At 71.7% G+C, this 20,545-nt stretch carries 21 protein-coding genes; 8 read left to right on the plus strand and 13 right to left on the minus strand.

The genetic code is table 11. From position 1 onward, the window contains the following. Window positions 1-353: 353 nt before the first annotated feature. The gene (locus IE294_RS06925; RefSeq protein ID WP_189883426.1) at window positions 354-1,004 is read right to left on the minus strand and encodes a DNA-3-methyladenine glycosylase; all 651 of its coding nucleotides are present in this window, start codon (window positions 1,002-1,004) and stop codon (window positions 354-356) included. Between the two features lie 100 nt (window positions 1,005-1,104). Between IE294_RS06925 and IE294_RS06930 the strand changes: the two genes are divergently transcribed. The 3 genes from IE294_RS06930 (at window position 1,105) to IE294_RS06940 (ending at window position 3,147) form a co-directional block, all read left to right on the plus strand. Beyond that, a complete protein-coding gene (locus IE294_RS06930) occupies window positions 1,105-1,887 on the plus strand; it encodes a sporulation protein (RefSeq protein WP_189883430.1) in 783 nt (260 codons plus the stop codon). Window positions 1,888-1,932: 45 nt separating this feature from the next. Further along, complete coding sequence (locus IE294_RS06935) at window positions 1,933-2,472, plus strand: YbhB/YbcL family Raf kinase inhibitor-like protein (protein ID WP_189883432.1); 540 nt, start codon at window positions 1,933-1,935, stop codon at window positions 2,470-2,472. Between the two features lie 168 nt (window positions 2,473-2,640). After that, on the plus strand, window positions 2,641-3,147 hold the full coding sequence (locus IE294_RS06940) for an HNH endonuclease (RefSeq protein ID WP_189883435.1): 507 nt from the start codon (window positions 2,641-2,643) through the stop codon (window positions 3,145-3,147). 108 nt (window positions 3,148-3,255) lie between these two features. Here the strand turns inward: IE294_RS06940 and IE294_RS06945 are convergent, their stop codons facing one another. The 3 genes from IE294_RS06945 to IE294_RS06955 all read right to left on the minus strand — a co-directional run bounded on the left by IE294_RS06945 (window position 3,256) and on the right by IE294_RS06955 (window position 5,629). After that, window positions 3,256-4,215 carry an SPFH domain-containing protein gene (locus IE294_RS06945; protein WP_189883438.1) on the minus strand — a complete coding sequence of 320 codons (960 nt, stop codon included), beginning with the start codon at window positions 4,213-4,215 and terminating at the stop codon, window positions 3,256-3,258. A gap of 124 nt (window positions 4,216-4,339) precedes the next feature. Next, window positions 4,340-4,771, minus strand: a complete 432-nt coding sequence (locus IE294_RS06950; RefSeq protein ID WP_189883441.1) for an NfeD family protein — start codon at window positions 4,769-4,771, stop codon at window positions 4,340-4,342. A 60-nt stretch (window positions 4,772-4,831) separates the two neighbouring features. Further along, on the minus strand, window positions 4,832-5,629 hold the full coding sequence (locus IE294_RS06955) for an ABC transporter ATP-binding protein (RefSeq protein WP_189883444.1): 798 nt from the start codon (window positions 5,627-5,629) through the stop codon (window positions 4,832-4,834). 151 nt (window positions 5,630-5,780) lie between these two features. Here IE294_RS06955 and IE294_RS06960 point away from each other — a divergent pair, with 151 nt between their 5' ends. Then, window positions 5,781-6,569 carry an Rv1486c family protein gene (locus tag IE294_RS06960; RefSeq protein WP_189883448.1) on the plus strand — a complete coding sequence of 263 codons (789 nt, stop codon included), beginning with the start codon at window positions 5,781-5,783 and terminating at the stop codon, window positions 6,567-6,569. Between the two features lie 502 nt (window positions 6,570-7,071). Here the strand turns inward: IE294_RS06960 and IE294_RS06965 are convergent. The 4 genes from IE294_RS06965 to IE294_RS06980 form a co-directional block, all read right to left on the minus strand. Next, a complete protein-coding gene (locus IE294_RS06965; protein ID WP_189883450.1) occupies window positions 7,072-7,311 on the minus strand; it encodes a chaplin in 240 nt (79 codons plus the stop codon). Window positions 7,312-7,492: 181 nt separating this feature from the next. Next, window positions 7,493-7,738, minus strand: a complete 246-nt coding sequence (locus IE294_RS06970) for a chaplin (protein WP_014671859.1) — start codon at window positions 7,736-7,738, stop codon at window positions 7,493-7,495. A gap of 169 nt (window positions 7,739-7,907) precedes the next feature. Continuing rightward, window positions 7,908-8,549, minus strand: a complete 642-nt coding sequence (locus IE294_RS06975) for a response regulator (protein ID WP_189883453.1) — start codon at window positions 8,547-8,549, stop codon at window positions 7,908-7,910. Then, window positions 8,542-9,687, minus strand: a complete 1,146-nt coding sequence (locus IE294_RS06980; RefSeq protein WP_189883455.1) for a GAF domain-containing sensor histidine kinase — start codon at window positions 9,685-9,687, stop codon at window positions 8,542-8,544. Before IE294_RS06980 ends, IE294_RS06975 begins: the two co-directional genes overlap by 8 nt. Before the next feature lie 284 nt (window positions 9,688-9,971). Between IE294_RS06980 and IE294_RS06985 the strand changes: the two genes are divergently transcribed. The 3 genes from IE294_RS06985 (at window position 9,972) to IE294_RS06995 (ending at window position 12,841) form a co-directional block, all read left to right on the plus strand. Continuing rightward, complete coding sequence (locus IE294_RS06985; protein ID WP_189883458.1) at window positions 9,972-10,667, plus strand: SDR family NAD(P)-dependent oxidoreductase; 696 nt, start codon at window positions 9,972-9,974, stop codon at window positions 10,665-10,667. Then, window positions 10,664-11,815: an S-adenosylmethionine:tRNA ribosyltransferase-isomerase gene (locus IE294_RS06990; protein ID WP_189883460.1), complete on the plus strand. Its 1,152-nt coding sequence runs from the start codon at window positions 10,664-10,666 to the stop codon at window positions 11,813-11,815. The genes IE294_RS06985 and IE294_RS06990 overlap by 4 nt, the downstream gene beginning before the upstream one ends. 300 nt (window positions 11,816-12,115) lie before the next feature. Next, window positions 12,116-12,841 (plus strand): transglycosylase SLT domain-containing protein, encoded by a 726-nt coding sequence (locus tag IE294_RS06995; RefSeq protein ID WP_189883463.1) that lies wholly within the window; start codon window positions 12,116-12,118, stop codon window positions 12,839-12,841. Window positions 12,842-12,946: 105 nt separating this feature from the next. Here IE294_RS06995 and IE294_RS07000 read toward each other — a convergent pair whose 3' ends face one another. Beyond that, complete coding sequence (locus IE294_RS07000) at window positions 12,947-15,544, minus strand: ABC transporter ATP-binding protein/permease (RefSeq protein ID WP_435857995.1); 2,598 nt, start codon at window positions 15,542-15,544, stop codon at window positions 12,947-12,949. Between the two features lie 1,089 nt (window positions 15,545-16,633). Here IE294_RS07000 and serB point away from each other — a divergent pair. Next, window positions 16,634-17,860 carry a phosphoserine phosphatase SerB gene (gene serB, locus IE294_RS07005; RefSeq protein ID WP_189883469.1) on the plus strand — a complete coding sequence of 409 codons (1,227 nt, stop codon included), beginning with the start codon at window positions 16,634-16,636 and terminating at the stop codon, window positions 17,858-17,860. A gap of 118 nt (window positions 17,861-17,978) precedes the next feature. On the opposite strand, the gene IE294_RS07010 is transcribed toward serB, so the two are convergent. The 4 genes from IE294_RS07010 to IE294_RS07020 all read right to left on the minus strand — a co-directional run bounded on the left by IE294_RS07010 (window position 17,979) and on the right by IE294_RS07020 (window position 20,514). Beyond that, complete coding sequence (locus IE294_RS07010; protein ID WP_014671867.1) at window positions 17,979-18,497, minus strand: SixA phosphatase family protein; 519 nt, start codon at window positions 18,495-18,497, stop codon at window positions 17,979-17,981. Between the two features lie 78 nt (window positions 18,498-18,575). Continuing rightward, complete coding sequence (locus IE294_RS07015; RefSeq protein WP_014671868.1) at window positions 18,576-18,782, minus strand: hypothetical protein; 207 nt, start codon at window positions 18,780-18,782, stop codon at window positions 18,576-18,578. 288 nt (window positions 18,783-19,070) lie between these two features. Beyond that, a complete protein-coding gene (locus IE294_RS48990; protein ID WP_268252774.1) occupies window positions 19,071-19,190 on the minus strand; it encodes an SGM_5486 family transporter-associated protein in 120 nt (39 codons plus the stop codon). A gap of 55 nt (window positions 19,191-19,245) precedes the next feature. Continuing rightward, window positions 19,246-20,514 (minus strand): CynX/NimT family MFS transporter, encoded by a 1,269-nt coding sequence (locus IE294_RS07020; RefSeq protein ID WP_373315794.1) that lies wholly within the window; start codon window positions 20,512-20,514, stop codon window positions 19,246-19,248. Between the last annotated feature and the right edge of the window lie 31 nt (window positions 20,515-20,545).

Consider the following 20,545-nt stretch of genomic DNA (forward strand, 5'->3'; position numbering starts at 1 on the left):
AAGGAACGGTCGCTTCCTTTGTACTCACCCTCTCGGGCTTTCCTCCGGGCGCTTCCCTTCGGTCTTGCGTTTCCGACTCTATCAGACCGTTTCGCGATCCGATTCCCAGTCGGCGGGATGTCTCCGGGGCTTTTCGGCTTTCGCCGTCCGCCCTTTCGACATTCACTACGTTAGCCGATTCCCTCGGGAACTCATAATCGAGTCTCGCGAGTTCGAATTCGAGCACACGGGTGCGCCAGAAACGACCCCGCTGAGGGGTTGAAGCTAGGTAGTGGGTTGGCCGCTCCGGCTGCAGGCGATCGCCGTACCCGGTTCAGCGGCTCGGGCTACATTACGCACCCCGGCGGCCCGCGTCAACTTCGGCGGCGCCGCGGCACATGGGCCCGATAGGGGCTCACGGTCGGGTCGTTGGCGACCCAGAAGCGCCACGGGTGGAGGTCGCCGTCTCCTCCCTCGCCGGCGACACCGGTACGCGGACCGTTGCGTACCTGGTCGGAGGGGACCGGTGTCCCCGTGAGCATCTTCAGAGGGGTCTCGCCGGAGGCGCACGCGTCCGCGCCGTCCAGAGCCCGGTCGACCTCCAGGGCCGTGGCCAGCCGGGCCGGTCCCTTGGCCAGTTCCTTGTCGTTCCGGGCCGAGACGCGCCGCTTGCGGGCCAGTTCGGCGCCCTCCACCACTTCGCCCGCGCGGAGCAGGATCCCGCTGGCCCGGCCCTCGGGTCCGCAGACCAGGTTCATGCAGTGCCACATGCCGTAGGTGAAGTAGACGTACACGTGTCCGGGCGGGCCGAACATCACCGCGTTGCGGGCGGTGGGGCCACGGAAGGCGTGCGAGCCGGGGTCGTTCGGGCCGTCGTACGCCTCCACCTCCGTGAGGCGGAGGGCGATCGGGCCGTCGGGTGTCGTCCGGACCAGAACGCGGCCCAGGAGGTCGGGGGCGACCTCCAGTACCGGGCGGTCGAAGAAGGCTCGGGGCAGTGGCGTACGGTCCGGGGGCGCGATCATGCCCTCCGAGGGTAGTCCAGACGGGGCACCGCGCCGGCGGAACCGGGCGTGGGCGGATCGCGTTTGTACGGGTCGAGGGTCCATTCGTAAAGGGAGAGTCATGGCGTTCAAGAAGCTGCTCGCGAGCCTGGGGGCCGGCGGGGCGTCGGTCGAGACGGTCCTGACCGAGGTGAATGTCGTACCGGGTGGTGTCGTCCAGGGTGAGGTGCGGATCCAGGGCGGGTCCGTGAACCAGGCCATCGAGGGGCTGTCCGTCGGGCTCCAGGCCAAGGTCGAGGTGGAGAGCGGCGACCAGGAGTACAAGCAGGACATCGAGTTCACCAAGGTGCGGCTCGGCGGTGCCTTCGAGTTGCAGGCGGGAGCCGTGCACGCGGTGCCGTTCGGGCTGGAGATCCCCTGGGAGACGCCGATCACGATGATCGACGGACAGGTGCTGCGGGGGATGAACATCGGGGTGACCACCGAGCTGGCGATCGCGCGTGCCGTGGACTCCGGCGATCTGGACCCGATCAACGTGCACCCCCTGCCGGCGCAGAAGGCGCTCCTGGACGCCTTCATCCAGCTGGGCTTCCGCTTCAAGAACGCGGACATGGAGCGCGGGCACATCCGGGGCACGCGGCAGAAGCTGCCGTTCTACCAGGAGATCGAGTTCTTCCCGCCGTCGCAGTACCGGGGGCTGAACCAGGTGGAGCTGAGCTTCGTCGCCGACGAGCACGCGATGGACGTGGTGCTGGAGATGGACAAGAAGGCGGGTCTGTTCAGCGAGGGGTCGGACACCTTCCGGTCCTTCCAGGTGGGTCTGAACGACTGGCAGGGGACCGACTGGGCGGCTTACCTCAACCAGTGGCTGTCCGAGGTCGGCAGCAAGCGCAACTGGTTCTAGGCTCGGGAACTGCTGGTTCCAGATCATCGATCAGGAGGTACCGAGGTGACCGAGCTCAAGCGGCGGCCGCTCCCCCATGACTTCCATCCGCCCGTGCCGTCGTTCACGGTGACGAGCGAGGACATCAAGGAGGGTGTGACGCTCAAGAGCGCCCAGGTCCATGCGGAGGGCAACACGTCACCGCAGCTGCGCTGGGAGGGCTTCCCGGCCGGGACCAAGAGCTTCGCCGTGACCTGCTACGACCCCGACGCGCCGACCGGCAGCGGGTTCTGGCACTGGGTCCTGTTCGACATCCCGGCCTCCGTGACGGAGCTGCCGGCGGGTGCGGGCAGCGGCAAGTTCGAGGGGCTGCCCGCGGGCGCGGTGCACGTGCGCAACGACTACGGGACGAAGGACTTCGGCGGTGCCGCTCCGCCGCCCGGGGACGGCCCGCACCGGTACGTCTTCACGGTGTACGCGGTGGACCAGGAGAAGCTGGGTCCGGACGCGGACGTCTCTCCGGCCGTCGTCGGTTTCAACCTGCGGTTCCACACGCTCGCGCGCGCCCAGCTCATCGGTGAGTACGAGAACCCCGCGCGGGGCTGACGCGAGCGCAAGGATTCAGCCAAGGGTTCATGGAACGTTTGCCCGCCTCCGGTCTTGGAAGTGATCGGAGGCGGGCATTTTTTATTGCGTTGTCCATCTCGGCGCGCCCGTCCAGAGTTGATCCGAGCCCGCCGGGGGGTGGGCAGGTGCACACGGGAGGTGGGCTGGATGCGTGACACGCTGGTGCTGAACGCGAGCTTCGAGCCGCTGTCGACGGTGACGCTGAACCGTGCGGTCGTTCTGGTGCTCCAGGACAAGGCCGTCGTCGAGCAGGCCCATCCCGAACTGCGTATGCGGGGTGCCGATGTCGACATACCGGCGCCTCGGGTGATCCGGCTGTGCCGGTATGTACGGGTGCCGTTCCGAAGACAAGCTCCGTGGTCACGGCGGGGGGTGCTGGTCAGGGACCGGCACCGGTGCGCGTACTGCGGGCGGCGGGCGGCGACCGTGGACCATGTGGTGCCGCGGTCTCAGGGTGGGCAGGACACGTGGCTGAATACGGTCGCCGCATGCGCCGAGGACAATCACCGGAAGGCGAACCGGACTCCGGAGGAGGCCGGGATGGCGCTGCTCCGGGAGCCGTTCGAGCCGACGCCCGCGGATGCGATGCTCTTGGCTCTGGGCGCCGAGGACTTCGAGGCTCTTCCTGAGTGGCTCGCTCGGGATGCGGCCTGATCGTCTGCCGGGTTCGGGCCGCCGGCGGCTGCGGGCTGTTCGTGGTTGACCGCGCGGTCCCCCGCGCCCCCGGAGGGGCGCGGGTCGCACCGGTGCCGTGAAGGACCCTCAGTCGATCGACGGCTTCTCTCGGCGCTCGGAACCGGCGGAGCCGCCGTTGCCCGATGAGCCGTGGTTGCCCGAACCTCCGCCCAGGGGACCGAAGTTGCCCATCGCTCCGGAGAGGCCCTTGAGGGCGTCGCCGATTTCGCTGGGGACGATCCAGAGCTTGTTGGCGTCGCCCTCGGCGATCTTGGGGAGCATCTGGAGGTACTGGTAGGACAGCAGCTTCTGGTCCGGGTCGCCGGCGTGGATGGCCTCGAAGACCGTGCGGACGGCCTGGGCCTCGCCCTCGGCGCGCAGGGCCGCCGCCTTGGCCTCACCTTCGGCGCGCAGGATCTGCGACTGCTTCTCGCCCTCGGCGGTGAGGATGGCGGCCTGGCGCGTGCCTTCCGCGGTGAGGATGGCGGCGCGCTTGTCACGGTCGGCGCGCATCTGCTTCTCCATCGAGTCCTGGATGGAGGTCGGGGGCTCGATGGCCTTCAGCTCCACGCGGTTGACGCGGATGCCCCACTTGCCGGTGGCCTCGTCCAGGACGCCGCGCAGGGCCGCGTTGATCTCCTCGCGGGAGGTCAGGGTCCGTTCCAGGTCCATGCCACCGATGATGTTGCGCAGGGTGGTGACGGTGAGCTGCTCGATCGCCTGGATGTAGCTGGCGACCTCGTAGGTGGCTGCCCGGGCGTCGGTGACCTGGTAGTAGATGACCGTGTCGATGTTCACGACCAGGTTGTCCTGGGTGATCACCGGCTGCGGCGGGAACGGTACGACCTGTTCACGCAGGTCGATGCGGTTGCGGATGGTGTCGATGAACGGGACCACGATGTTGAGGCCCGCGTTCAGCGTCCGCGTGTAGCGCCCGAAGCGCTCGACGATGGCCGCGCTGGCCTGTGGGATGACTTGGATCGTCTTGATCAGGGCGATGAAGACCAACACCACCAGGATGATCAGGACGATGATGACCGGTTCCATCGTCGTTCCCCGTACCCTTCTCCGCCTCGGCTCTTTCGGCAGATCTCATGACTGTTGAAGATCTTGCTGGTCGAGTCTGACAGACCGTCGCGCAACTCGTGAGTCGTTCTCGGTCAGTTGGCCCTCAGATGACGATCGCGGTGGCCCCTTCGATGTCCACGACGTCCACCTCCTGGCCCACTTCGTAGGCACGGCCGGTGTCGAGGGCGCGGGCCGACCAGACCTCCCCGGCGAGTTTGATGCGGCCTCCGGAGGCGTCGACCCGCTCCAGGACGACGGCCTGCCTGCCCTTCAACGCCTCCACGCCGGTGGCGAGTCGGGGGGTCTGCCGGCCGTGCCGGGCGGCGATGGGCCGGACGACGGCGATGAGGGCGACGGAGACGACGACGAACGTCAGGACCTGGATGACCGCGTCGAAGCCGAGGGCGGAGACGACCGCCGCCGCCACGGCGCCCACCGCGAGCATGCCGAACTCCGGCATCGCGGTGACCACGAGGGGGATTCCGAGAGCCGCCGCGCCGACGAGCCACCACACCCATGCGTCGATGTCGTTCACATGGTCATGGTAGGGCCGCGGTCGGGCGGCGGACAGGGCGCGCAGGGGAGAGCAGAGGGGTCAGGACAGGGGCAGACCCTGGGCGGTCCAGCGGTCGCCGACCTGCTCCACGACGAGCGGGAGGCCGAAGCAGAGGGAGAGATTGCGGGAGGTGAGTTCGAGCTCGATCGGGCCGGCGGCGAGCACCTTGCCCTGGCGGATCATGAGGACGTGGGTGAAGCCGGGGGCGATTTCCTCGACGTGGTGCGTGACCATGATCATCGAGGGGGCGATGGGGTCGCGGGCGAGCCGGCCGAGGCGGCGTACCAGGTCCTCGCGACCGCCGAGGTCGAGACCGGCGGCGGGTTCGTCCAGCAGGAGCAGCTCGGGGTCGGTCATCAGGGCGCGGGCGATCAGGGTGCGCTTGCGCTCGCCCTCGGAGAGGGTGCCGAACTTCCTCTCCAGGTAGTCGGTCATGCCGAGGCGGTCGAGGAAGGCGCGGGCGCGTCGCTCGTCGACCTCGTCGTACTCCTCCTGCCAGTGGGCGGTCATGCCGTAGGCGGCCGTCAGGACGGTCTCCAGCACGGTCTGGCGCTTGGGGAGCTTGTCGGCCATGGCCATGCCGGCCATGCCGATGCGGGGGCGCAGTTCGAAGACGTCGGTGCCGGGCTTGCCGAGGGTCTCGCCGAGGATGGTGGCGGTGCCCTTGCTGGGGTAGAGGTAGCTGGAGGCGACGTTCAGGAGGGTGGTCTTGCCGGCGCCGTTGGGACCGAGGATGACCCAGCGCTCGCCCTCCTTGACCGACCAGGAGACCTGGTCCACCAGAGCCCGGCCCTCACGGACCACGGATACGTCCTGAAGCTCCAGAACATCGCTCATGAGCGCGTTGTCTCCCCTTGCAGTGTGGCCGGTCTCGGCCGTCGCGTACGCCTGTGGCTCGGGTCCGCCGCGCCGGTGGGCGCAGCCCTTATGAAATCTACGCCACGAGTGCCCCGCTCCATTCCATCGGTCCGGTCCTTAGGGTGGGGGCATGCTCTCGGAACCGCGTTCAGGACGCCTTGCCGCTTGGGGAAATGCCCTTTTGGCCGGACTTGTCTCTCCGGATGACGCCGTACTCGCCGTGGTGGGCGAGGACGCCGTGCACCGGGTGGAGGGGCTGCCCGGTGAGTCCGCGCCGGTCGGGCTGACCCTCGCACTGGGGCGGCTGCGCACGCTGGGGGTGACCGGACTGCGGGTGGCGCTGCCCGCGCCGGGGCATCCGCTGGGGCTGAGTGGTCCGCCGGAGTTCAACGCGCGGGCGCTGGAGGCCGAGGAGGCGGTGGTCTGTCACGGGTCCGCGTTCGGGCTGGTGCCCGAGGTGTACGAGGCCGGGCCCGCGGGCGATGTACATGCCGAGGTGGTCTGGCACGTGCTGCCGGTGCGGGAGGCGCCGCCCGCCGATGTGCCGTCGCTGGGCGAGGCCGAGCGGGAGCTGGCGGAGGCGCTGCGGGAGGCGGCCGAGGTGCTGTCGAAGCTGGACGTCGCCGGGTCGGGGCCGGTGGCGGAGGCGGCGATCGACGCGTACCGGGCACGGGCCGAGCGTGGCCGGGAGGTGCTGGCGCCGGGGTATCCGCCGCGTGCGGTGCGGGTGTTGGAACTGGCGCAGCGGGTCGGGCTGCTGGTGTCACTGGCGTACGACAACGGTCACGGGGGCGCGGTGAGCGCCTCGGAGATGGCGGCACGCGGAGCGGCACTGCGGCCGGTGGAGCGGACGGCCCGACGGGCGCAGGTGGCGGCGTACAACTCGTTCGTGGAGCAGCGGGAGCGCGGGATGCGGTGAGGCGGGGGGCGGGGGCCGGGGCGGATGCCTGGGAGCTGGGGTGGATGCCTGGGGGCCGGGGCCGGTACGGGGGCTGAGCGCTCGGTGCGGGCTCGGAAGGCTGAGGGGCCGGGCGGCCTGGGTGCCTGGGGGCCGGGGCCGACGTGGATGCCCGCCGGTCCGACGCGGGCTCGGACGCCTCGGGGCCGGGGCGGGCGCCGAAGGCTGAGGGCTCGCCGCAGGCACGTACTCCAGGAGCCCGGGGGTGACGTGAAAGCCTGGCGGCCGGAGCCGACGCGGAAGCTGGAGACCCAGGCCGGCGCCGAAGGCTGAGGGCTCGCCGTTGGCACGCACGCACAAGAGGCCGACGCGGCGCGGGAGCCTGGCGGCCGGAGGCCAGAGGTCCAGGGTCGGTACGGAAGCCCGACGCCCGCTGCGGGCGCGTGAGCCTGGGAGCCCGGGGGCGGTACGGGAGGGGCTTAGGGGCCGGTGTGTGTCTGAGGGGCCGGCCCCGAGGGCGTCGTTACCGGCTGACGCTCGTGTTGCCGAAGGCCGGGTTCAGGGCGCCGACCAGGTCGGCGGTCAGGCCGTCCACCTGGACCGGGACGTCGACCGGGAGCTGGGCCGTGAGACCGGACGCGACGCCCGGGGACCGTACGGCGGCGCCGTGGGCCTCCGCGTCGGCTACCGCCGAACCGGCGGACGCGCCGGCGGCGAGGCCGGCGGCGGTCACGGCGAGCGCGGCCTTCTTGACGATGTTCATGGGACGGGTTCCTCCTGCGTGTGCTGCTGCGGCCCGGCCGTGGGCCGTGTGCTGATCAACGCGGGAGCCCCCGGCGAGGTACGGGAACCCCGGTCCCGGCGCCCGTTCGGGCCAGTCGGACGACAACCCGACAGACCCCCCGGTGCGCCCGGGAGGCCTGACGTCGTCGCCGGCCGGAGCCTCAGCCGTTGAGGCCGAGGTTGCCGAACGCCGGGTTCAGTACGCCGATGACGTTCACGCTGTTACCGACCGCGTTCACCGGGACGTGCACCGGGACCTGGGCGACGTTGCCCGAGCCGACGCCCGGGGAGCCGGCGGCCTCGCCGGCCGCGTGGGCGCCGCCGTGGGCCGAGGCCAGACCGGCACCGGCCGCCACCAGCCCCCCGGCCACCATCGTCACGGCCGCTGCCTTCTTCAGGTTCTTCACTGTCAACCCCTCCTGGTCGTTCACCGCGGCGATCTCCGCGGCACGCACTGGAGAACGGCGGAGATCACCGGAGGGTGCGCCATCCGGGTGGCATTCCCACGACAGTATGAATCTCGGTCCGGACCGTAACCCTCCGTGTTGCCGCGGGTCAGGCGTTGGTCAGGGCGTATCAGCCGGTCACGCCGTGGCGTACGGCCCACAGCGCGGCCTGGGTGCGGTCGGCGAGGTCGAGTTTCATCAGGATGTTGGAGACGTGCGTCTTGACGGTCTTCTCTGACAGGACGAGCGCGCGGGCTATCTCGCGGTTGGAGCGGCCGTCCGCGATCAGTCCGAGCACCTCTCGCTCCCGCTCGGTGAGCGAACCGCCCCTGCCCTGCCCGGGGCCGGCCTCGTCCTGGGAGAGCAGGACACCGGCGACCTCGGGCTGGAGCAGGATGTGCCCGGCGTGCACGGAGCGGATGGCGCCGGCGAGGGCGTCGGGGTCCACGTCCTTGTAGACGTACCCGGCGGCGCCCGCGCGCAGGGCCGGGACGACCGTGCGCTGCTCGGTGAAGCTGGTGACGACGAGCACGCGCGCGGGGTTGTCGAGTTCGCGCAGTCTGCGCAGGGCGTCGATGCCGTCCATGCCCGGCATCTTCACGTCCATGAGGACGACGTCGGGCCGCAGTTCCTCGGCGCGGGCGACTCCCTCGGCGCCGTCGGCGGCCTCGCCGACGACCTCGATGTCGTCCTGGACCTCCAGGAAGGTGCGCAGGCCCCGGCGGACGACCTGGTGGTCGTCGACCAGCAGGACCTTGATCGGTTCACCCACCGGGGACCTCCATCTCGATCGTGGTGCCCTTGCCGGGCTCGGATTGCACGGTCAGCGTGCCGCCGACCCCGCTCGCCCGGTCCCGCATCGAGACGAGGCCGAGGTGGCGTCCGGCGCGGCGGACCGCCGTGGGGTCGAAGCCGTCGCCGTCGTCGGTGACGCGCAGGACGGCTCCGTGGCCGCGCCGGTCCACGGTCACCTCGACCCGGTCGGCGCCGGAGTGGCGCAGGGCGTTGTGCAGGGCCTCCTGGGCGACCCGGAGCAGGGCCTCCTCCTGGGCGGCGGGCAGGGCGCGGAAGCCGTTGCTGGTGAAGGTCACGCGCGCGGTGTGGGCGCGGTCGAGGACCCGTGTCTGGGTGCGCAGGGTGGCGATCAGGCCGTCCTCGTCCAGTGCGGCGGGCCGCAACTCCACGACGGCGGCGCGCAGTTCGTCGGCGGCCTCGGCGGCGAGGGAGGCCACCTGGTGCAGTTCGCCCTTGGCGCGGGCGGGGTCGCGGTCGACGAGGGCGGCTGCCGCCTGGGCGGTCAGGCGCAGGGAGAACAGCTTCTGGCTGACCGCGTCGTGCAGTTCGTGGGCGAGGCGGGAGCGTTCCTCGGCGATGGTCAGTTCGCGGCTGCGCTCGTAGAGGCGGGCGTTGGTGAGGGCGATGGCGGCGTGCTGGGCGAGGATGGAGAGCAGTTCCTCGTCCTCCTGGGTGAAGCCGCAACTCCCTTCGGGTTTGGGGCAGTTCTTGTTCGCGAGGAACAGGGCGCCGATGACCTCGTCGCCGTCGCGGATGGGCAGGCCCAGGAAGTCGGCGAGGTCGGGGTGGGCGGAGGGCCAGCCCTCGAAGCGGGGGTCCTTGCGCACGTCGGCGAGGCGCTCGGCCTTCGCCTCGCGCAGCATCGCCGCGAGGATGCCGTGCTGGCGCGGGAGCGGGCCGATGGCACGCCACTGCGCGTCGCTGACGCCGTCCACGACGAACTGGGCGAAGCCGCCGTGGTCGTCGGGGACGCCGAGCGCGGCGTACTGCGCGTCGAGCAGCTCGCGCGCGGAGGCGACGATCGTCTTGAGGACGTCGCGCATCTCCAGGTGCCTGCTCATGGCCAGCAGCGCGGAACTCACCGCGGCGAGGCCGGACCGGGGGCCTTGACTCATGTTCCTCACGGTACCGGCGGGGTCCGACAGCGCGGATCGGACCGGTGACGGCGGGCTCCGGTCCGCTGGGCCTAGGTCCGGCGGCGTACGCCGCCGGTTCCGGGGCGCGGGGCGTAGGCCGCGGGTCCTGGGACGCCGGGCGTAGGCCGCCGGTACCCGGGCGCCGGGCGTACGTCGAAGGGCCCCGGTGCTTTGCGGCCCGCGTCCGAGGCGGTCCGAGGGGTGCCGTTCCTAAGTTGAGGTCACCGCCCGAGGGGGCGGTGAGCGACGAGGGGACGGTTGTCATGCCGGTAGCGATCATCACGGGGGCCTCGAAGGGCCTGGGGCGGGCGCTCGCCGAGGCGCTGGGCGCACGCGGCTGGGATCTGGTGCTCGACGCCCGGGGCGCCGACGCCCTCAAGGAGACCGCGGAGGCGGTCACGGGGCACGGTACGCGGGTGGTGGCGCTGCCCGGGGACGTCACGGACGGCGGGCACCGGGCGGAGCTGGTGGCCGCCGCATGGCGGCTGGGCGGGGCCGACCTGCTGGTGAGCAACGCGAGCGCGCTGGGCGCCGAGCCGCTGGTGCGGCTGGCGGAGCTGCCGCCGGAGGGGCTGCGGCGGGCCCTGGAGGTGAACGTGGTGGCGGCGCTCGGGCTGGTCCAGGAGGCGCTGCCGCTGTTGCAGGCGTCGCCGGCGGGCGCGGTGATCGCGGTCTCCTCGGACGCGGCGGCGGAGGCGTACGAGACGTGGGGCGGCTATGGCGCCTCCAAAGCGGCCCTGGACCAGCTCACCGCGGTGCTCGGGGTGGAGGAGCCGGGGCTGCGGGTGTGGGCGGTGGATCCCGGGGACATGGCGACGGACCTGTACGCGGCGGCCGTACCGGACGACGACGCTCCGCGTCCGGCGCCCGCCGATGTCGTACCGGCGTTCCTGCGGCTGCTGGACGAGCGGCCGGCGAGCGGGCGGTACGCGGCGCCGGCCCTGCTGGAGGCGCGGTGACCGTGTCCGCGGGGGTCTGCCCGCTCGGGCCCCGGAAGCGGGGGAAGGTCCCCGCGGAGCTGTCCGCGCGCGTGCCCGCCGAGCAGCGGGGGCCGAGGCTGGGGCGGGACGCCGTACGGCTGATGGTGTCGCGCGGGACGGAGGTGGCGCACCACGCGTTCCGCGAGTTGCCGGGGCTGCTGCGGGCCGGCGATCTGCTGGTGGTGAACACCTCCCCGACGCTGGCCGCGGCGGTCGACGGCCGGATCGGGCACGCGCGCGTGGTGGTGCATTTCTCCACGCGCGGGGACGACGGACGGTGGGCGGTCGAGCTGCGGGAACCGGACGGGCGCGGTACTGCGCGCGCGCGTGCGGGCTCGCCCGCGGGGACAGAGGTGTCGCTGCCGGGCGGGGGGCGGCTGCTGCTGGAGGAGCCGCTGAGCGCGCGGGGTGAGCGGCTGTGGTGGGCGCGGGTAGCCGGGGCGGACGTACGGGAGGTGCTCGGCGGCCACGGGCGGCCCATTCGCTACTCCTATACGGAGCGGGACCAGCCGCTGTCCGCGTACCAGACGGTGTTCGCCCTGCCGTCGCCGGACGGGGCGGGCAGTGCCGAGATGCCGAGCGCGGCCCGGCCCTTCACCGCGCGGCTGGTGGCGGAGCTGGTGAGCCGGGGGGTGTGGTTCGCGCCGGTGACGCTGCACACAGGGGTCTCGTCGGCGGAGGCGCACGAGCCGCCGTACCCGGAGCGGTTCTCGGTGCCGGAGGCGTCGGCGCGGCTGATCAACCAGGTCCGGGCGCGTCGGGAAGGGCTCCAGGCGCCTCCTCGGGCGGAGGATGGCCGGGTGATCGCGGTGGGAACGACAGCCGTGCGGGCCGTGGAGTCGGCCGCGGGGCCGGACGGTGTGGTGCGGGCGGCCGAGGGGTGGACGGATCTGGTGGTGACCCCGGAGCGCGGAACACGGGCGGTGGACGGGCTGCTGACCGGGCTGCACGAGCCGGAGGCCTCCCACCTGCTGATGCTGGAGGCGGTCGCCGGGCGGGCGGCGGTCGACCGTGCCTACGAGGAGGCGCTGCGGGCGCTCTACCTGTGGCACGAGTTCGGCGACGTCCATCTCATCCTTCCGGAGGAGAGCCCTCACCCAGAGCATTGCGATGGCAACATGCGGTGAGATGGCATGGCGCCCCATGTGAGCCCGCGCATAGGGCGTGCATCACGTACGAAAGGACATAGGAGATAAACACCCCCGCATGAACGGGGCAGACAGTCCCGTCTGTCCCGTTTTGCCCTTCCCTGATCCACTATCGGGCTTCGTACGTCACACCTTTGCCTGGGCATTTTGCGCCCGCTAAGAATTGCTTCCGTCGCTCAGCGCCGCGGGCTTTCCGCCCCGCGGCGTTCGTGTGGGAGGAGCCGATTCCCCCGGCGGACGCAGGAGCGACCTCCGCGCTATCGAAGAGGTCCATCAGCCATGCCCAAGAACATCCTCAACCGTGCTCACAGTCGTCAGCTGACCAAGCACCACAAGATCGCCGTCGCCGGTGTCGCCGCACTCGGCACCGCCGCCCTCGCCTTCTCGGCCGCTCCGAGCAACGCCGAGACGGTCACCACCGGCGCCCCCGCCACCACCGCGCAGGTCGCCGCCACCGGCACCGTCCTGAAGAACGTCAAGGGCACGGTCACGGACCAGCTCGCCGCCAAGAACATCAAGCTCGACACCCTCGCGGCGCAGAAGAAGGCCGCCGACGCCGCCGTCGCGAAGAAGGCCGCCGTCGACGCCGCCGTCAAGAAGGCCGCGCAGGAGCGCGCCGTCACGGCCGCCGCCGGTCGCTCCGCCCAGCGCCTGGAGATGCAGCCGGTCGCCGCGAAGACGTACGCCAACAACCTGGACGGCTGGATCCGCCAGTCCCTGGACATCATGAAGGCCAAGCGCATCCCGGGCAGCTACAGCGGCCTGCACCGCAACATCATGCGGGAGTCCTCCGGCAACCCGCAGGCCATCAACAACTGGGACATCAACGCCGTCAACGGCATCCCGTCCAAGGGTCTGCTCCAGGTGATCCCGCCCACCTTCCAGGCGTACCACGTCCCCGGCACCTCCTGGAACATCTACGACCCGGTCGCCAACATCACCGCCGCCGCCAACTACGCGGCCCACCGGTACGGCTCGATCGACAACGTCAACAGCGCGTACTGAGGCCCTGGCGCGGGACCTCAACGACATACGGCCGAAGGGCGGCACCCCCTGCGCGGGGATGCCGCCCTTCGGCGTCGTACGGGCGGGTGCCGCCAAGGCGCGCGGCTACTTGCGCATGACCTCCGGCTCGTGGCGGCGCAGGAAGCGGGCCACGAAGAAGCCGCAGAGCGCACCGAGCGCGATCAGCGCGATCATGTCCATGCTCCAGGCGCCGACCGTGTGGTTCCACAGCGGGTCGTTGTCACCGGCGGTCTCCGGCGGGCTGATCCGGTTGAAGTCCAGCGTGGCGCCGGCCGCGGCGACCGCCCAGCGGGACGGCATCAGGTACGAGAACTCGTTCACACCGACCGTGCCGTGCAGGGCGAACAGGCAGCCGGTGAAGACGACCTGGATGATCGCGAACATCACCAGCAGCGGCATGGTCTTCTCGGCCGTCTTCACCAGCGAGGAGATGATCAGGCCGAACATCATCGCGGCGAAGCCGAGCCCCATGATCGGCAGGGACAGCTCCAGCAGCGTGGCGTGCCCGAGGATGAGGCCCCGGTCCGGGATCTCGCGCCTGCCGAAGCCGATGACGCCGACCAGCAGCCCCTGGAACCCGGTGATCACGCCGAGCACGAACACCTTCGACATCAGGTACGCCGACCGGGACAGGCCGGTGGCGCGCTCCCGCTCGTAGATCACTCGTTCCTTGATCAGCTCGCGGACGGAGTTGGCGGCTCCGGCGAAGCAGGCGCCGACGGCCAGGATCAGCAGCACGGTGGTGGCGGTGCCGTTGGGCGCGATCTGGCCGGTCCGCGCGTTGGGGCCGTTGGGCAGCAGACCGTGGTCCGGGTGGATCAGCAGGCTGACCGAGCCGATGACGGCCGGCAGGAGCACCATCAGGGCCAGGAAGCCGCGGTCGGAGGCGATGACCGACACATAACGCCGCACCAGGGTGACGAACTGGGAGAGCCAGCTCTGCGGCTTGGGCGGTCTGATCGCCTGCATCGGCGGCATCTGGACCGCCTGCGGGGCGACCGAGTCGACGTCCGCGGCGTACATCTGGTAGTGCTGCGAGCCCTTCCAGCGGCCCGCCCAGTCGTAGTCGCGGTAGTTCTCGAAGGCGGAGAAGACGTCGGCCCAGCTGTCGTAGCCGAAGAAGTTCAGCGCCTCCCCCGGCGGGCCGAAGTAGGCGACCGCGCCGCCCGGCGCCATCACCAGCAGCTTGTCGCACAGCGCCAGCTCGGCCACCGAGTGGGTGACGACGAGCACGGTACGGCCGTCGTCGGCGAGGCCGCGCAGCAGCTGCATGACGTCGCGGTCCATGCCCGGGTCGAGGCCGGAGGTCGGCTCGTCCAGGAAGATCAGCGACGGCTTGGTCAGCAGCTCAAGGGCCACCGACACGCGCTTGCGCTGGCCGCCGGAGAGCGAGGTGACCTTCTTGTCCTTGTGAATGTCGAGCTTCAGCTCGCGCAGCACCTCGTCGATGCGGGCGTCGCGCTCCTGGGCCGTGGTGTCGGCGGGGAAGCGCAGCTTGGCCGCGTACTTCAGGGCCTTCTTGACGGTCAGCTCCTTGTGCAGGATGTCGTCCTGCGGGACCAGACCGATGCGCTGGCGGAGCTCGGCGAACTGCTTGTACAGGTTCCGGTTGTCGTACAGCACCTCGCCCTGGTTGGCGGGCCGGTAGCCGGTGAGCGCCTTGAGCAGGGTCGACTTGCCGGAACCGGACGGGCCGATCACCGCGATCAGCGACTTCTCGGGTACGCCGAAGGAGACGTCCTTGAGGATCTGCTTGCCGCCGTCGACCGTGACGGTCAGATGGCGGGCCGAGAAGGAGACCTCACCGGTGTCGACGAACTCTTCGAGGCGGTCGCCGACGATCCGGAAGGTGGAGTGGCCGACGCCGACGATGTCGGTCGGGCCGAGCAGCTGCGAGCCGCCCTTCGGGATCGGCTGGCCGTTGACGAAGGTGCCGTTGTGCGAACCGAGGTCGCGGATCTCGAAACGGCCGTCGGGCGTGGCGTGGAACTCGGCGTGGTTCCGGGAGACCTGGAGGTCGGAGACGACCAGGTCGTTCTCCAGGGCACGGCCGATGCGCATCACGCGGTCGAGCGCGAACTGGTGGAACGTGGTCGGGCTGCGGTCGCCGTAGACCGGCGGCGCCCCCTCGCCGCCACCGGGCGTCTTCTGCGCGTACTGCTCGGCGGGGCCGGCCTGCTGCTGCGGGAACGCGGGCGGCTGCTGCCAGCCGGCCTGGGGGGCCTGGTGCTGCGCGGGCGCCTGGTGGGGTACGGCCTGCTGCGGGGCGGGCTGCTGGGGCGCGGGCGCCTGCTGCCAGCCGGGGGCGCCGGCGCCCTGGGCCGCGTACGGCGCCGCTGCCTGCGGTACCGCCGCCTGCGGCTGCTGGGCCGGGCCGCCGACGGGTGCCGTGGTCGCCGACAGGTTCAGCCGCGGTCCGTCGGTCGCGTTGCCGAGGTGCAGCGACGAGCCGTGGCCGATCTCCATGTGCTGGATCCGCTGGCCCTGCGCGTACGTGCCGTTGGTGCTGCCGTGGTCCTCGATGACCCAACTGCGGCCGTTGAAGCTGACCGTGGCGTGCCGCCAGGAGACCCTGGCGTCGTCGAAGACGATGTCCCCCTGCGGATCACGTCCGAGGATGTATGCCCTGGATGAATCGAGCATCCAGGTATGTCCGTTTGTTTCGAGTACGAGTTCCGGCACTCCATGCCCCACTGAGTTGTCCCCCGAGTTACCCCCGTCGCAGGGAGTCTAGGGATATCGAACATCGTGGGGAACTATTTCAGGCTCGGCCCCAGGACCGAAACTCGGGCCTTGGCAAGGGGTTCATGGCGCTCCGACTCGTGCGCCGGCGGGAGGGGAAACCGGGGCGGGGAAGGGTGTTGAAGCGCTGGGGGCGGGCGGTTCGTTCCCTCTACGTCCTTCCGGCCGGCTCTCCGCGCTTGCGTGTGAACGGAGTTGTCATGGCGTCGGCCGAACTTCTCGTACGGGCACGGTGGTCATGGGCGCGGTTGGCTGCCGATCGCCCTGCCCGTCGTCCGCCACGTCGGGCCGCCACCGGGCGGGACAGCCGTGCGTCGACGGCCCGGCCGGCCGGTCCCGGCGATCTTCACCGCCCTGCTGGTGGACACCTCACCGGGCGCCCCGACCCGCCTGGGACGGTGGGCCGCCCGGCCGACCTGGATCGTGGGTGTCGCGGTGGTGGCGCTACCGCTGACGCTGCCGGCCGGAGAGCCGGCAGGGACGCGCGCTCCGGTGGCAGGGGCTGCCGGCGGCGCGCTCGCCTGCACCGACGGGTCACGGTGGCCGGGTCACGGCGCCCTCGGCTTCCACGGCCCCGCAAGCCGTGGTGGGGGCGGCCGGCAGCTTCCGGGCGGGCCACGGACAGCCGGCCGCCGGTGCCGGGCCGGATGTGTACGGCGTCCAGATCGTCACCGGACCGCTCGTCGGCCCTCCTCCCCCGCCACCACGAGGCGCCCACGGCCGGGCCCGGGTGGGTGTCGGACGGGCACCCGGCCCAGCCACCCCGCACACCGCCCCAAGGGCGGCCCGGACCACCGGCGCGCCGTGCCCGGACGCCGCCCGGGTGGCCGCGCCCGCCGACGTCTCCGTCTGCCGTTCAGCCCAGGTCGTGGGACCCTCGTGGTGGAGCCGGGCGGTATCGCTCGCGCGGCAGCGGTGCCGTTTCCCGGTGGCAAGATCCTCGACACCGGGTCGACACCCATTGTTCCGTGTCCGTCAGGCGGACCTCGGCGGCGAGAGGCACTGGGTGCCGGATACGGTGGTGACACCATGAGCGCTTCGCAGACCTCCGCTTCGCAGACCCCCGAGGTCCCCACCCTCCTCGTCAAGATCTTCGGCAAGGACCGGCCGGGCATCACGGCCGGTCTCTTCGACACCCTCGGCGCCTACCTCGTCGACGTGGTCGACATCGAGCAGGTCGTCACCCGGGGCCGCCTGGTGCTGTGCGTGCTGGTGACCCAGCCGCCGGCCGGCCTGGAGGGTGACCTGCGGGCCACCGTGCACAGCTGGGCCGAGTCGATGAAGATGCAGGCGGAGATCATCTCCGGCCACGGCGACAACCGGCCGCGCGGCCTCGGGCGCTCCCTGGTGACCGTCCTCGGCCACCCGCTCACCGCCGAGTCGACCGCCGCGATCGCCGCCCGGATCGCGAAGGCCGGCGGCAACATCGACCGTATCTTCCGGCTGGCCAAGTATCCGGTGACGGCGGTGGAGTTCGCGGTGTCCGGCGTGGAGACCGAACCGCTGCGCACCGCCCTGGCCTCCGACGCGGCGGCACTGGGTGTCGACATCGCGGTGGTCTCGGCCGGTCTGCACCGGCGCGCCCAGCGGCTGGTGGTCATGGATGTGGACTCGACCCTGATCCAGGACGAGGTCATCGAGCTGTTCGCCGCGCACGCCGGCTGTGAGGACCAGGTCGCCGAGGTGACGGCGGCGGCGATGCGCGGGGAGCTGGACTTCGAGCAGTCGCTGCACGCGCGCGTGGCGCTGCTGAAGGGGCTGGACGCGTCGGTGGTGGAGAAGGTGCGCGAGGAGGTCCGGCTGACGCCGGGCGCGCGCACGCTGATCCGCACCCTGAAGCGGCTCGGCTACCAAGTGGGGGTCGTCTCCGGCGGGTTCACCCAGGTGACCGATGACCTGAGGGAGCGGCTGGGGCTGGACTTCGCGCAGGCCAACACGCTGGAGATCGTCGACGGGAAGTTGACCGGCCGCGTGACCGGCGAGATCGTGGACCGGGCGGGCAAGGCGCGGCTGCTGCGCCGCTTCGCGGCGGAGGCCGGGGTGCCGCTGGCGCAGACGGTGGCCATCGGTGACGGCGCGAACGACCTGGACATGCTGAACGCGGCGGGCCTGGGCGTGGCCTTCAACGCCAAGCCGGTGGTCCGGGAGGCGGCGCACACGGCGGTGAACTTCCCCTTCCTCGACACGGTCCTCTACCTCCTCGGCATCACCCGGGAAGAGGTCGAGGCCGCCGACATGCAGGACGACGAGGACTGAGCGGGGGCCCGCCCCGCCCGCTCGCCGGGAGGGCGCCCGTGCCCGGGTTGTCGGGAGGGCTCGGCACCCTGTGCGGTGCCGGGCCCTTCGCCGTCCGGTGTGCCGCGGCGGCGCCGGGTCACTCGGAGGGCGCCCAGTAGTCCACGAGTGTGGCCACACCGGGCTCGACGCCCTTCCAGGGGCCGTCGAAGGACAGCAGGGCGAAGGCGGCTGCGGGGAAGCCCCGCCGGTCCATCCGCTCCCGGGCGTCGTCGTCGGCCGCGCCGGCCAGGATGTCGGCCAGACCGTGCACGCCGGGGTTGTGGCCGATCAGGATCACGTTCCGCACCTCGTCCGGGACCTCGTTGAGCACGGCGATCAGCTCGCCGGGCGAGGCCTCGTAGACCCGCTCCTCGTAGACGGTCTTCGGCCGGTGCGACAGCTCGTGCACGGCGAGCTTCCAGGTCTCGCGGGTGCGGGTCGCCGTGGAGCACAGGGCCAGGTCGATGGTGATGCCGGTGTCGGCCAGCTTGCGTCCGGCGACGGCGGCGTCCGTACGGCCGCGCTCGGCGAGCGGGCGCTCGTGGTCGGGGACCTGGGGCCAGTCGGCCTTCGCGTGCCGGAAGAGGACGATCCTGCGGGGTTCTGCGACGCTCATGGGTCCCAGCTTCGCATGAAACAGGCGGCCCGGCTCAGGGAGTTGACATGCGGATTCACCGCGTGAGGGGGCTTGTCGTCAGCGCGCGAGGAGCTGCTGGGCGCGCTCCAGGAGCCGCGTGATCGCCGGGTCGCCGGTCGCCGCGTGGGCGTCCGACGGGTTCAGTATCAGCGCGAGCAGCACGAGGAACGCGAGGGCGGGAAGGGCGAGCGCCCACCAGGGCAGCCTGATGTCGACGCCGCCGGTGGTCGCCGGGTGGGGCCGGGAGTGGGTGCGGGCCGCCATGGTCGCCTCCGAGAGTCCTCAAGCTGGTCCGTGACCGCCCGGTGCGGTCACCTCTCGAAGGTACGGAAGCCGGGGTCGCCAACCCATCCGGAGTTCCACCCAGTTGACCCTGACCCTTGCCCCCTAGGGGATGGTGGGGTCAGCCCCACCATCCGCCCGGCAGCCCCGGAGGACCGGGAGAGCCCGAAAGGGCCCGGAGAACAGGTAAAAGCGGGTGAACCGGGTGAAGCACCTCAGGCGAAGCCGGAGACGCCTCAGGTGGAGCCGGCAGCGCCTCAGGCGCTGCCGTCACGGGGACGCGAGGGTCGCCACGATGGCGATGATCACGAAGATGGCGAGGAACGAGCCGAAGACGAGCAGCATCTTCTTCTGGCCGTTCTTCGGGTTCGGGTCGAGCACAGGCTGCATGCGCCCAGTCTCGCACCTCGCCCCCGCTTCACGGCGCCGGGGGCACCCGGTCGGGTCAGCGCGCCGCCTCGTCCTCCACCGTCCGGTCGCGGCCCGCCAGGAAGCCCACCACCATCTGCGGCACCATGAGGGCCGCCATGAGGGCGAGCGGCACTCCCCAGCCGCCGCTCTGCTGGTAGAGCACGCCGACCAGCAGGGGGCCGGGGATGGAGATCAGATAGCCGGTGCTCTGGGCGAACGCGGACAGCTGGGCCACGCCCGCACCGCTGTGGGCCCGCATGCCGACCATCGTCAGCGCGAGCGGGAAGGCGCAGTTGGAGACGCCGAGCAGCAGGGCCCAGGCCCAGGCGCCGGCGGCCGGGGCGAGGTACAGCCCGGCGTACCCGGCGAGGCCGCAGGCGCCCAGGACCAGCACGATCGGGCCCTGGTGGGGCAGCCGGGTGGCGACCCGCGGGATGACGAAGGCCAGCGGCACGCCCATCACCATGGTGACGGCCAGCAGCACGCCCGCGGTGCCCGCGGACACACCGGCGTCCCGGAAGATCTGCGGCATCCAGCCCATGGTGATGTAGGCGGCGGTGGCCTGGAGACCGAAGAAGACGGCGAGCGCCCAGGCGGTGCGGCTGCGGGTGATCCGCAGGGGAGCGTGCCGCCGCTCTGCCCCGCGCGCGGGCTCCCGCCGCTCGGCGGCGGTGCCTCGGTCGCGGACGAGCGGCAGCCAGGGCAGGACGGCGGCGGCGGCGAGGGCGGCCCACACGGCGAGGCCGGACTGCCAGCCGCCGCCCAGGGCGTCGGTCAGCGGGACGGTCACCGCGGCGGCGGAGGAGGTGCCGAGGGCGAGGGCCATCGAGTACAGGCCGGTCATGGAGCCGACCCGGTCGGGGAACCAGCGCTTGACGATGACCGGCATCAGGACGTTGCTGACGGCGATGCCCATGAGGGCGAGCGCGCTGGCGGCCAGGAATCCGGCGGTGTTGCCGACGTACGGCCGTATGAGCAGACCGGCGGTGATGGCGGCCATGCCGGCGCACACCACGGCGGCCGGTCCGAAGCGGCGGGCCAGGCGGGGCGCGGTGACACCGAAGACGGCGAAGCACAGCGGGGGCACGGAGGTGAGCAGTCCGGCCACGCCGCCGCTCATGCCGAGCCCGTCGCGGACCTCCTCCAAAAGGGCGCCGAGGCTGGTGATGGCCGGGCGGAGGTTCAGCGCGGAGAGCACGATGCCGAGGACGACCAGCCGGACCGTCCACGCGCGCGTGCCGCCCGCGCCGGGCGTCGCCTCCTGGATGCGCGTCGCGTCCGTACCGCGTTCGGTCGGTGCCATCGCCGTACGGGTCTCCACTGTCCGGGTTTCC

Origin of the sequence: Streptomyces canarius (assembly GCF_014650735.1) — a bacterium.
Taxonomy (GTDB): Bacteria; Actinomycetota; Actinomycetes; order Streptomycetales; family Streptomycetaceae; genus Streptomyces; species Streptomyces olivaceoviridis.

Coding starts and splice junctions, on each gene's coding strand:
- IE294_RS06925 (WP_189883426.1), bottom strand. CDS start 1,004: ATGATCGCGCCCCCGGACCGTACGCCACTGCCCCGAGCCTTCTTCGAC.
- IE294_RS06930 (WP_189883430.1), top strand. CDS start 1,105: ATGGCGTTCAAGAAGCTGCTCGCGAGCCTGGGGGCCGGCGGGGCGTCG.
- IE294_RS06940 (WP_189883435.1), top strand. CDS start 2,641: ATGCGTGACACGCTGGTGCTGAACGCGAGCTTCGAGCCGCTGTCGACG.
- IE294_RS06945 (WP_189883438.1), bottom strand. CDS start 4,215: ATGGAACCGGTCATCATCGTCCTGATCATCCTGGTGGTGTTGGTCTTC.
- IE294_RS06955 (WP_189883444.1), bottom strand. CDS start 5,629: ATGAGCGATGTTCTGGAGCTTCAGGACGTATCCGTGGTCCGTGAGGGC.
- IE294_RS06960 (WP_189883448.1), top strand. CDS start 5,781: ATGCTCTCGGAACCGCGTTCAGGACGCCTTGCCGCTTGGGGAAATGCC.
- IE294_RS06965 (WP_189883450.1), bottom strand. CDS start 7,311: ATGAACATCGTCAAGAAGGCCGCGCTCGCCGTGACCGCCGCCGGCCTC.
- IE294_RS06980 (WP_189883455.1), bottom strand. CDS start 9,687: ATGAGTCAAGGCCCCCGGTCCGGCCTCGCCGCGGTGAGTTCCGCGCTG.
- IE294_RS06985 (WP_189883458.1), top strand. CDS start 9,972: ATGCCGGTAGCGATCATCACGGGGGCCTCGAAGGGCCTGGGGCGGGCG.
- IE294_RS06995 (WP_189883463.1), top strand. CDS start 12,116: ATGCCCAAGAACATCCTCAACCGTGCTCACAGTCGTCAGCTGACCAAG.
- serB (WP_189883469.1), top strand. CDS start 16,634: ATGAGCGCTTCGCAGACCTCCGCTTCGCAGACCCCCGAGGTCCCCACC.
- IE294_RS07010 (WP_014671867.1), bottom strand. CDS start 18,497: ATGAGCGTCGCAGAACCCCGCAGGATCGTCCTCTTCCGGCACGCGAAG.
- IE294_RS07015 (WP_014671868.1), bottom strand. CDS start 18,782: ATGGCGGCCCGCACCCACTCCCGGCCCCACCCGGCGACCACCGGCGGC.
- IE294_RS48990 (WP_268252774.1), bottom strand. CDS start 19,190: ATGCAGCCTGTGCTCGACCCGAACCCGAAGAACGGCCAGAAGAAGATG.
- IE294_RS07020 (WP_373315794.1), bottom strand. CDS start 20,514: ATGGCACCGACCGAACGCGGTACGGACGCGACGCGCATCCAGGAGGCG.